This window comes from Streptomyces capoamus, assembly GCF_014654935.1.
GTDB lineage: Bacteria > Actinomycetota > Actinomycetes > Streptomycetales > Streptomycetaceae > Streptomyces > Streptomyces capoamus.
In genome coordinates this window covers 347001-358001 of the sequence record NZ_BNBF01000006.1, presented here as the reverse complement: position 1 = coordinate 358001, position 11001 = coordinate 347001, and the positions used below count along the sequence as shown (strand labels likewise).

The 11001-nt window shown below is 70.3% G+C and carries 10 protein-coding genes; 2 read left to right on the top strand and 8 right to left on the bottom strand.

Annotation, left to right across the window (positions count from 1 at the left end; translation table 11 throughout):
* Positions 1–237: 237 nt before the first annotated feature.
* From IE312_RS13035 to thyX, 3 genes are all read right to left on the bottom strand, one after another.
* Complete coding sequence (locus IE312_RS13035) at positions 238–1923, bottom strand: ribonuclease J (protein WP_189981317.1); 1686 nt, start codon at positions 1921–1923, stop codon at positions 238–240.
* Between the two features lie 155 nt (positions 1924–2078).
* Positions 2079–2978 carry a 4-hydroxy-tetrahydrodipicolinate synthase gene (gene dapA / locus IE312_RS13030; RefSeq protein WP_189981315.1) on the bottom strand — a complete coding sequence of 300 codons (900 nt, stop codon included), beginning with the start codon at positions 2976–2978 and terminating at the stop codon, positions 2079–2081.
* Positions 2979–3188: 210 nt separating this feature from the next.
* Complete coding sequence (gene thyX, locus IE312_RS13025) at positions 3189–3917, bottom strand: FAD-dependent thymidylate synthase (RefSeq protein WP_189981314.1); 729 nt, start codon at positions 3915–3917, stop codon at positions 3189–3191.
* Between the two features lie 198 nt (positions 3918–4115).
* Between thyX and IE312_RS13020 the strand changes: the two genes are divergently transcribed.
* Both IE312_RS13020 and IE312_RS13015 read left to right on the top strand, forming a co-directional pair.
* Complete coding sequence (locus tag IE312_RS13020; RefSeq protein ID WP_189981313.1) at positions 4116–4352, top strand: hypothetical protein; 237 nt, start codon at positions 4116–4118, stop codon at positions 4350–4352.
* A 91-nt stretch (positions 4353–4443) separates the two neighbouring features.
* The gene (locus IE312_RS13015) at positions 4444–4998 is read left to right on the top strand and encodes an SCO5741 family PH domain-containing membrane protein (RefSeq protein WP_189981312.1); all 555 of its coding nucleotides are present in this window, start codon (positions 4444–4446) and stop codon (positions 4996–4998) included.
* A gap of 640 nt (positions 4999–5638) precedes the next feature.
* On the opposite strand, the gene IE312_RS13010 is transcribed toward IE312_RS13015, so the two are convergent.
* From IE312_RS13010 to IE312_RS39785, 5 genes are all read right to left on the bottom strand, one after another.
* Complete coding sequence (locus tag IE312_RS13010) at positions 5639–6091, bottom strand: tetratricopeptide repeat protein (RefSeq protein WP_189981311.1); 453 nt, start codon at positions 6089–6091, stop codon at positions 5639–5641.
* Between the two features lie 11 nt (positions 6092–6102).
* Positions 6103–6855, bottom strand: coding sequence for a 4-hydroxy-tetrahydrodipicolinate reductase (gene dapB / locus IE312_RS13005; RefSeq protein WP_189981310.1), 753 nt, complete (start codon positions 6853–6855; stop codon positions 6103–6105).
* A 26-nt stretch (positions 6856–6881) separates the two neighbouring features.
* Positions 6882–8261: a M16 family metallopeptidase gene (locus IE312_RS13000; protein ID WP_189981309.1), complete on the bottom strand. Its 1380-nt coding sequence runs from the start codon at positions 8259–8261 to the stop codon at positions 6882–6884.
* On the bottom strand, positions 8258–10480 hold the full coding sequence (locus tag IE312_RS12995; protein WP_189981308.1) for a polyribonucleotide nucleotidyltransferase: 2223 nt from the start codon (positions 10478–10480) through the stop codon (positions 8258–8260). Before IE312_RS12995 ends, IE312_RS13000 begins: the two co-directional genes overlap by 4 nt.
* 386 nt (positions 10481–10866) lie before the next feature.
* On the bottom strand, positions 10867–11001 hold a 135-nt coding region (locus tag IE312_RS39785), incomplete at its 5' end, for a 30S ribosomal protein S15 (protein WP_229899634.1).

Genomic DNA, 11001 nt, shown 5'->3' with positions numbered 1-11001 from the left:
AGATCTTTTCTCGATCCGATTTCCTCGGTGCTTTCCAGGTTCCCGCTCTCGCGTTTCCCTTTCCGGCGGTTCCGACTTTATCAGAAGTTCTGAGCCGGTTTCCCACCCGCTCCCGGGCGTCCATGTCCAGCGCATGAAGTGCTGGGGTTCCCGGGTGGGCGGAGCCGTAAACGTACTGGAGCGGGCCGCCTCGATGCAAATCGAGGCGGCCCGCTCCGGCTGGGCACCGACGGGTCGTCAGACCTCCACGACCACAGGCAGGATCATCGGCCTGCGGCGATAGGTGTCCGAGACCCACTTGCCGAGGGTCCGGCGGATGAGCTGCTGCAGCTGGTGGGGCTCCACGACGCCGTCCTGGGCGGACCGCTCCAGGACCTCCGTGATCTTCGGGAGGACGTCGGCGAAGGCCGCGTCCTCGATACCGGAGCCGCGCGCCTGGACGTGCGGACCACCGGTGATCTTGCCGGTGGAGGCGTCCACGACCACGAAGACCGAGATGATGCCCTCGTCGCCGAGGATCTTCCGGTCCTTCAGCGCCGGCTCGCCGACGTCGCCGACCGAGAGCCCGTCGACGTAGACGTAACCGGCCTGGACCTTGCCGGAGATCTTGGCCTTGCCCTCGATCAGGTCGACCACCACGCCGTCCTCGGCGATGACGATCCGGTCGTGCGGGACGCCGGTCAGGGCGCCCAGCTCGGCGTTGGCCCGCAGGTGGCGCCATTCACCGTGCACCGGCATCAGGTTCTTCGGGCGGCAGATGTTGTAGAAGTACAGCAGCTCGCCCGCGGACGCGTGGCCGGAGACGTGCACCTTGGCGTTGCCCTTGTGGACGACGTTGGCGCCCCAGCGGGTCAGGCCGTTGATCACCCGGTAGACCGCGTTCTCGTTCCCGGGGATCAGTGACGAGGCGAGGATGACCGTGTCGCCCTCGACGATGCGGATCTGGTGGTCGCGGTTGGCCATGCGGGACAGGGCCGCCATCGGCTCGCCCTGGGAGCCCGTGCAGACCAGGACCACCTGGTGGTCGGGCAGGTCGTCCAGCGTCTTGACGTCCACCACCAGGCCCGGCGGGACCCTCAGGTAGCCCAGGTCGCGGGCGATGCCCATGTTGCGGACCATGGAGCGGCCGACGAAGGCGACCCGGCGGCCGTACTCGTGGGCCGCGTCCAGGATCTGCTGGATGCGGTGGACGTGGCTGGCGAAGCTCGCCACGATGATCCGCTTGCGGGCGCCGGCGAAGACCTGCCGCAGCACGTTGGAGATGTCACGCTCGGGCGGGACGAAGCCCGGGACCTCCGCGTTCGTGGAGTCGGCGAGGAGGAGGTCGATGCCCTCCTCGCTCAGCCGCGCGAAGGCGTGCAGGTCGGTGAGGCGGTTGTCCAGCGGGAGCTGGTCCATCTTGAAGTCGCCGGTGTGCACCACCATGCCCGCGGGGGTGCGGATGGCGACGGCCAGGGCGTCCGGGATGGAGTGGTTGACGGCGACGAACTCGCAGTCGAAGGGACCGATGCGCTCGCGGTTCCCCTCCGCCACCTCCAGGGTGTACGGACGGATCCGGTGCTCCTGGAGCTTGGCCTCGATCAGGGCGAGGGTCAGCTTGGAGCCGATCAGCGGGATGTCCGGCTTCAGACGGAGCAGGTAGGGGACGCCGCCGATGTGGTCCTCGTGGCCGTGCGTGAGCACGATGCCCTCGATGTCGTCGAGGCGGTCCCGGACGGACGAGAAGTCCGGCAGGATCAGGTCGATTCCGGGCTGCTCCTCCTCGGGGAAGAGCACTCCGCAGTCGACGATCAGCAGGCGGCCGCCGTACTCGAAGACCGTCATGTTCCGGCCGATCTCGCCGAGGCCGCCGAGCGGGGTGACCCGCAGGCCGCCCTCGGAGAGCGGCGGGGGCGGGCCGAGCTCAGGATGCGGATGACTCAAAAGACTCTCCTCACCACGCGCGCCACGTACCGGTGAGGCACGTGGCGCGCGTGACGTTCGTGCGGAAGCAGTTGTCGTTGTGGGATGCGGGCACCGGTGGCCCGCCTCTTCTGTTGTTCTTCAGTTGTGAAGCCCGTGTGGTGCCAAGTCTGTTGTCAGAGCTGTACCCCGCCGGCAGCAAGATCGAGCTTGAGCTGGGCGATCTCCTCGGGCGAGCACTCGACCATGGGCGGACGCAGCGGTCCGGCCGGCAGCCCCTGCAGGGCGAGCGCGGCCTTGGTGGTCATGACGCCCTGGGTGCGGAACATGCCGGTGTACACCGGGAGCAGCTTCTGGTGGATCTCGGTGGCCTTGACGACGTCACCGGAGACGTACGCGTCCACCAGGGCGCGCAGCTCCGGGGTGACGAGGTGGCCGACGACCGAGACGAAGCCGACCGCGCCCACGGAGAGCAGCGGGAGGTTGAGCATGTCGTCGCCGGAGTACCAGGCGAGGCCGGACCGGGCGATGGCCCAGCTCGCGCGGCCGAGGTCGCCCTTGGCGTCCTTGTTGGCGACGATCCGGGGGTGCTCGGCGAGCCGGACGAGGGTCTCGGTGCTGATCGGAACGCCGCTGCGGCCGGGGATGTCGTAGAGCATGACCGGCAGGCCGGTGGCGTCGGCGACGGCCGTGAAGTGCCGGTACAGGCCCTCCTGCGGGGGCTTGTTGTAGTACGGCGTGACGACCAGCAGGCCGTGGGCGCCGATGCGCTCGGCCTCGCGGGCCAGCTCGACGCTGTGCTGGGTGTCGTTGGTTCCGACGCCGGCGACGACGTGGGCGCGGTCGCCGACGGCCTCCAGGACGGCTCGTACCAGGTCCGATTTCTCCGCGTCACTGGTGGTGGGGGACTCGCCGGTGGTGCCGTTGATGATCAGGCCGTCGTTGCCTGCGTCCACCAGGTGGGCGGCGAGCCGCTGCGCGCCGTCGAGGTCGAGTGCGCCGTCCGCCGTGAAGGGCGTGACCATGGCGGTGAGGACCCGCCCGAAGGGGGTCTGCGGAGTCGAGGTCGGAGCCATGGGTAACACGCTACTCGGTGCTCGATACGGGACGCGCCCGTGGGGTGCCGGGAAAGTCAGGACAAAGAAGGAGCCCGGCACTGCCTGCTCGGGGGTTCAAGCAGTGCCGGGTCCGTTTGATCAGGCTAGATGAACTTCTCTAAATGCCGCAATACGGACACCTCGCGAGGCTGACCCGTACATCCGTTCCGCCAGGGGAACAAGGCTTCGCTACGGCGCCACACGCCCGTTCGCGTTGAAGGCGGCGTACGTCAGCGGCATGAGCTTCGCCCACTCCGCCTCCATCTTCTCGCCCACCATCTCGATCTCCCGCTGCGGGAAGGACGGCACCTTGGCCAGCTCGTGCTGGGTGCGCAGGCCGAGGAAGTGCATCAGGGAGCGGGCGTTGCAGGTGGCGTACATGGAGGAGTAGAGACCGACGGGGAGCGCGGCCCGGGCGACCTCGCGGGCGACGCCGTCGGCGAGCATCTTCTGGTAGGCCGTGTACGACTGCTCGTACGACTCGCGCAGGGCTCCGCTGACCGCCTCGTGCTGGGCCGGGGTGCCCTCGACGAAGACGTACTTGCCCGGGCGGCCCTCCTGGACGAGCTTGCGGTCGGCGCCGGGGACGTAGAAGACGGGCTCCAGCTCCCGGTAGCGGCCGGACTCCTCGTTGTAGGACCAGCCGACGCGGTGCCGCATGAACTCGCGGAAGACGAAGATCGGGGCGCTGATGAAGAAGGTCATCGAGTTGTGCTCGAACGGGCTGCCGTGCCGGTCGCGCATCAGGTAGTTGATCAGGCCCTTGGAGCGCTCGGGGTCCTTCTTCAGCTCGTCCAGGGACTGCTCGCCGGCGGTGGATACGCGGGCGGCGAAGAGCACGTCGGCGTCGGAAGCGCTGGACTTCACCAGCTCGACGGTGACGTCACTGCGGAACGTGAGCGACTCGGGGCTGGTCACGGGGGTGCGGGTCCTTCCATCACTGCTGCGGTTGGCGACCACCTTACGGGGGACCCGGCGGGCCCTGAGCACCACCACCTCGCCGCATAGGGGCCACCCGAGATTTTTTCGGACATGGGCACCTTTTGTGTCACTCGTGCGTCTGTATCGGTGAGGACTGCGTGTTCGATCACAGCCCCTGAGAGGAGCGGCATCCAGATGTTCCGTCGGCGCGAGCCCGTACCCTTCGCCTTCGTTGCCGAGGCGGACAGGTTCCGCAGCAATGTCACTCCCCCACCCCGCAGGCGGGCTTCCTTCGGCGAGATAGCCGGGCGCTGGCTGCTGGGGCTCACCCTCGTCGCCGGGCTCGCCGCCGCCCTGATCCTCGGCACCCCGGCGCTCTCGACGACGTCCGGCACGCCGGCTCAGCAGTCCCAGGCGTCCCAGGGGCACTGAGCACTCTTCCGGACGCTCAAGGCTGGTGAGCGGGAACACGGCCGGATAGCCTCACGGCACAGTCCACGCGAGTGCCGAGTGAGGACCAGCCGTGCCCCTGCCCTTCCTGACGGCCGACCGCGCCTTTGAACCGGCGGCCGAGAGTGCGCTGCCGTACGACGACCCGGACCGCTGGCGGCGGCCCTACCGGCCCGGGCCGTGGCGGGTGGGCGTGGCCGCGCTGGTCCTGCTGCTCGCCTCCGTCGCCCTGTTCGCCGCGGTGCTGGTCGCGCTGACCGGCTCGCTGACCACCGCCGGAGCGGTCCTCGGCGCCGGGCTGGCGATCGTCGTCGGCGCGCTGCGGCTGCTGCGCATGGGGGTGTGGGTGAGCGGGCGCGGACTGCGGCGGGCCGGGTTCCTGGTGACGCGGACGGTGCCGTGGGCGCGGGTGATCTCGGTGCGGACGGTGCAGCAGCCGGTGCGCTGGCTGGGTCTGCCGCGGACGGTGCAGGGCCAGGCCCTGGCGCTCGTCCGCAAGGACCGGCGGTCCGAGGACACCCCGCCGCTGCTCACCACGCACAGCCTGGACTTCCTCGGCCGACCGCTCGCTTTCGACCGCGCGGCGGACGCGGTGGAGGCGTGGGCAGCGGAAAACGGCCGGGGCTGACACCCGGAGCACGGTGCGAAGGGGCCGCCCCACCACGTTGGGCCGGCCCCTTCTCGCATGACTGGGTCCCCTGTCGCCCCTGTCCTTCCGCGGCTGGGGCTCCTGGCCATGAGCCGTGGGCAGGAGCGGCGCCTGGGGGCAGCTTCCGAGCGGTGACTTCCGGGGGGCCAGGGCCGCCGGGGCTTTCGGCAGGCCCCGGCTCGCTCCGGCTCGGCCGGCCGCATCCAGGTCCGGTACGGGGCGCCAGGGCCGCCGAGGCTTTCGGCAGGCCCCGGCTCGCTCCGGCTCGGCCGGCCGCATCCAGGTCCGGTACGGCCACGGGGTAGGCGTCCTCCGGGGAAGCCGGACGGCCACCGCGCCGGTCCGGTGCGGCGGGAAAGACGACGGCGGGGCTGGACGCAGATCGGCGAAGGGGGCCGACTCGTCCCGTAGGGGTGGCGGAGGGGGGCCGACTCGTCCCCTAGGTGTGCGGAGGACGGCAGGTCCCCGCGGGGCGGGGCCGCTCAGTGAGCCGTCGTCGGCCGATGGCGAGCGGCGGGGCTTTCCGTGAGCCGGCCGGGGGCGGGGCTCCGGGTGGTCGTCGCCTACCGGGTCGGCGGGTCCGGGGCGCGGCCTCGGTCGGGGGTCCGGCGCCCGGGCGTCAGGGCTGGAGGGGTTTGCCGTCGTGCAGGGCTATCGCGCGTTGCATGGCCTTGCGGGCGCGGGGGGTGTCGCGGGCGTCGTGGTAGGCGACGGCGAGGCGGAACCAGGAGCGCCAGTCGTCGGGGGACGCCTCCGTCTCGGCCTTGCGCCTGGCGAACACCTCGTCGGCCGAGTCGCGGTCGATGCGGCCGCTGGGCAGGCGGGTCAGCTCGTCGACGGGAAGGCCGCCCTCGGCCTCCAGCTCCGCGGCGAGGGCGTTGGCCCGGCGGACGAACTGGGTGCTCTTCCACAGGAACCACAGGCCGATGACCGGCAGCACCAGCACCGCCACCCCGAGGGTGACGGTCAGGAGCGTGCCGGCCTGGATGAGCAGCACGCCACGGCTGCCGACCAGGACGAAGTAGAAGACCAGGACGGCGGCCGTGACGAGGTAGGTGATCTTCGCGCGCATCGCAGTGGCTGTCAGCTCAGGTCCAGGAAGTGCTCCAGGCCGAAGGTGAGGCCCGGAGTGGTCACCACCCGGCGGGCGCCGAGCAGGATGCCCGGCATGAAGCTGCTGTGGTGGAGGGAGTCGTGCCGGACGGTGAGGGTCTCGCCCTCGCCGCCGAGCAGGACCTCCTGGTGGGCCAGGAGGCCGCGCAGCCGGACGGCGTGGACGGGGACGCCGTCGACGTCGGCGCCTCGGGCGCCGTCGAGGGCGGTGGCGGTCGCGTCCGGCGCGGGTGCCGTACCCGCCGCCCGGCGGGCCTCCGCGATGAGCTGGGCGGTGCGCGTGGCGGTGCCGGAGGGGGCGTCCACCTTGTTCGGATGGTGCAGCTCGACCACCTCGACCGACTCGAAGTACGGCGCCGCGATCTGCGCGAACTTCATCGTCAGCACCGCTCCGATGGAGAAGTTCGGCGCGATGAGCACACCGGTCTCCGGGGACTGGGCCAGCCAGCCCTTCAGCTGCGCGAGGCGCTCGTCGGTCCAGCCCGTCGTACCGACGACCGCGTGGATGCCGTGGCGCACGCAGAAGTCGAGGTTGCCCATGACCGAGGCCGGGGTGGTCAGCTCCACGGCGACCTGGGCGCCGGTCTCCGCCAGCGTCTCCAGCTTGTCGCCGCGGCCGAGGGCGGCGACCAGCTCCATGTCCTCGGCGGCCTCGACCGCCTTGACCGCCTCCGACCCGATCCGGCCCCCGGCGCCGAGGACCGCCACGCGCAGCTTGCTCATGTTCCTGCTTCCTAACCGGTGGTGTTTCAGGCGACCGCGTCGTGCAGCCGGGCCGCCTGCTTGTCCTTGAGCGGGCCGATGACCGACAGCGACGGGCGCTGTCCCAGGATGTCGCGGGCGACGGAGCGGACCTCGTCCGGGGTGACGGCGGCTATCTGCGCCAGCATGTCGTCCACGGACATCTGCTCACCCCAGCACAGCTCGCTCTTGCCGATGCGGTTCATCAGCGCGCCGGTGTCCTCCAGGCCCAGGACCGTGGAGCCCCGCAGCTGACCGATGGCGCGGGTGATCTCCTCGTCGGAGAGGCCGTTCTGCGCGACGTGGTCGAGTTCCTCGCGGCAGATGCGCAGCACGTCGTGCACCTGGCTGGGCCGGCAGCCGGCGTAGACGCCGAACAGGCCGCAGTCGGCGAAGCCGGAGGTGTACGAGTACACGCTGTAGGCGAGGCCGCGCTTCTCCCGGACCTCCTGGAAGAGGCGGGAGGACATGCCGCCGCCGAGGGCGGTGTTGAGCACGCCCATGGCCCAGCGGCGGTCGTCGGTGCGGGCGAGCCCGGGCATGCCGAGGACGACGTGCGCCTGCTCGGTCTTGCGGGCCAGCAGCTCGACCTGGCCGGAGGTGCGGATCGTACGGCGGCCCTGGCGCGGGGCGATGGGCTGCGCGTCCGGGTCGCCCAGGGTGCCCGCCTTCTCGAAGGCCGCGCGGACCTGTCGTACGACCTTGGCGTGGTCGATGTTGCCGGCGCAGGCGACCACGAGGTGGGTCGGGTCGTAGTGCTTCCGGTAGAAGCGGCGGATGCGGTCGGCGGTGAGGGCGTTGACCGTGTCGACGGTGCCGAGGACCGGGCGGCCGAGGGCGTTGTCGCCGAACATGGTGTGCGCGAACAGGTCGTGCACGCAGTCGCCGGGATCGTCCTCGGTCATGGCGATCTCTTCGAGGATCGCGCCGCGCTCGACGTCGACGTCCTCCTCGCGGATCAGCGAGCCGGTCAGCATGTCGCAGACGACGTCGATGGCGAGGGGCAGGTCGGCGTCGAGCACGCGCGCGTAGTAGCACGTGTACTCCTTGGCCGTGAACGCGTTCATCTCGCCGCCGACCGCGTCGAGGGCGGAGGAGATGTCCAGGGCGCTGCGCTTGCGGGTGCCCTTGAAGAGCAGGTGCTCCAGGTAGTGCGTGGCGCCGTTGAGGGCCGGGGTCTCGTCGCGGGAGCCGACGTGCGCCCAGATGCCGAAGGTCGCGGAGCGGACCGAGGGCAGGGTCTCGGTCACGACGCGCAGGCCGCCCGGCAGGGTGGTCTTGCGGACCGTACCGATGCCGTTCTGGCCCTTGATGAGGGTTTGGGTACGGGCGACGGCCCGCGCCTCCGAGGAGGGGCGGGCCGTCACCTTCGAGCTACGGGACGTCACTGCTCGGCGTCGTCCTTGTTCTCGTCGGAGGAGCCTTCCTCGCCCTCGATCACCGGAACGAGGGAGAGCTTGCCGCGGGAGTCGATCTCGGCGATCTCGACCTGGACCTTCTGGCCCACACCGAGCACGTCCTCGACGTTCTCCACACGCTTGCCGCCGGCCAGCTTGCGGATCTGCGAGATGTGCAGCAGACCGTCCTTGCCGGGCAGCAGGGAGACGAACGCGCCGAAGGTGGTCGTCTTCACGACCGTACCCAGGTAACGCTCGCCGACCTCGGGCATCGTCGGGTTGGCGATGCCGTTGATCGTGGCGCGGGCGGCCTCCGCCGAGGGACCGTCGGCGGCACCGATGTAGATCGTGCCGTCGTCCTCGATGGTGATCTCGGCGCCCGTGTCCTCCTGGATCTGGTTGATCATCTTGCCCTTGGGGCCGATGACCTCACCGATCTTGTCGACCGGGATCTTGACGGTGATGATCCGCGGAGCGTTCGGGGACATCTCGTCGGGCCGGTCGATGGCCTCCATCATCACGTCGAGGATGTGGAGACGCGCGTCGCGGGCCTGCTTGAGGGCCGCGGCCAGGACGGAGGCCGGGATGCCGTCCAGCTTGGTGTCGAGCTGGAGGGCGGTCACGAACTCCTTGGTGCCGGCGACCTTGAAGTCCATGTCGCCGAAGGCGTCCTCCGCACCGAGGATGTCGGTGAGGGTGACGTAGTGCGTCTCGCCCTCGATCTCCTGGGAGATCAGGCCCATGGCGATACCGGCGACCGGGGCCTTCAGCGGCACACCGGCGTTCAGCAGCGACATGGTGGAGGCGCAGACCGAGCCCATGGACGTCGAGCCGTTGGAGCTGAGCGCCTCGGAGACCTGGCGGATCGCGTAGGGGAAGTCCTCGCGCGCCGGCAGCACGGGCACCAGGGCGCGCTCGGCGAGGGCGCCGTGGCCGATCTCGCGGCGCTTCGGGGAGCCGACGCGGCCGGTCTCGCCGGTGGAGTACGGCGGGAAGTTGTAGTTGTGCATGTAGCGCTTGCGGGTCACCGGGGAGAGGGTGTCCAGCTGCTGCTCCATGCGGAGCATGTTGAGGGTGGTGACGCCCAGGATCTGGGTCTCGCCACGCTCGAACACCGCGGAGCCGTGCACCCGCGGGATGGCCTCGACCTCGGCGGCCAGGGTGCGGATGTCGGTGACACCGCGGCCGTCGATGCGCTTCTTCTCCTTGATCACGCGCTCGCGGACCAGCTGCTTGGTGAGCGAGCGGTACGCGGCGGAGATCTCCTTCTCGCGGCCCTCGAACTCCGGCAGGAGCTTCTCGGCGGCCAGACCCTTGACGCGGTCCAGCTCGGCCTCGCGCTCCTGCTTGCCGGCGATGGTGAGCGCCTGGGCCAGCTCGGGCTTGACCGCGGCGGTCAGGGCCTCGAACACGTCGTCCTGGTAGTCCAGGAAGATCGGGAACTCGCCGGTCGGCTTGGCGGCCTTCGCGGCGAGGTCGGACTGGGCGCGGCACAGCACCTTGATGAAGGGCTTGGCTGCCTCGAGACCGGCGGCGACGACGTCCTCGGTCGGCGCCTCGGCGCCGCCCTCGACCAGCGTGATGGTCTTCTCGGTGGCCTCGGCCTCGACCATCATGATCGCGACGTCGCCGTCCTCCAGGACACGGCCGGCGACGACCATGTCGAAGACGGCGTCCTCCAGCTCGGTGTGGGTCGGGAAGGCGACCCAGCGGCCCTGGATCAGCGCGACGCGGACGCCGCCGATCGGGCCGGAGAAGGGCAGGCCGGCCAGCTGCGTGGACGCGGACGCGGCGTTGATCGCCACGACGTCGTACAGGTGGTCGGGGTTGAGCGCCATGATCGTGGCGACGACCTGGATCTCGTTGCGCAGGCCCTTCTTGAAGGACGGGCGCAGCGGGCGGTCGATGAGGCGGCAGGTGAGGATGGCGTCCTCGGACGGCCGGCCCTCACGGCGGAAGAAGCTGCCGGGGATCTTGCCGGCGGCGTACATCCGCTCCTCGACGTCCACCGTCAGCGGGAAGAAGTCGAGCTGGTCCTTGGGGTTCTTCGAGGCGGTGGTGGCCGACAGCACCATGGTGTCGTCGTCCAGGTAGGCCACGGCGGAGCCGGCGGCCTGCTTGGCCAGGCGGCCCGTCTCGAAGCGGATGGTGCGGGTGCCGAAGGGACCGTTGTCAATGACGGCCTCGGCGTAGTGGGTCTCGTTCTCCACTAGCGTTTTCTCCGTTACTTATCGTCTTTCGTCCCTTGGCTGCCCGTGTGGCAGGGGGACGGTGGCGGAGAAGCGCTCCGTGCGGTGCGGGCCGGTCTTCGATCGAAGCACCCGGGGCTCACTTCCCCCCGGGGGCCACTACCGAGGACCGGCGGCGGCTGGTGCGCTCCTCCTCGTTGCGTGTCGTACGACCTGTGTCGCACGACCTGTGTCGTACGTCGTTCCGTGTCGTGCGTATTGCGTTGTGCTACCACACTACAAAGCGTGAGTGACACTCCGCACCTCTCCGCACGCACGGCGGAGGTTTCCGTCTGCGCGGCAGGGCCCCGCATACGGCAAAGGGAGCGACTCCCGGGTGCTTCCGGGAACCGCTCCCTCACGGCGACTTACTTGGCGCCCGCCGCACCGCGGCGGATGCCGAGGCGGTCGACCAGCGCACGGAAGCGCTGGATGTCCTTCTTCGCCAGGTACTGCAGCAGGCGACGGCGCTGACCGACCAGGATCAGCAGGCCACGACGGGA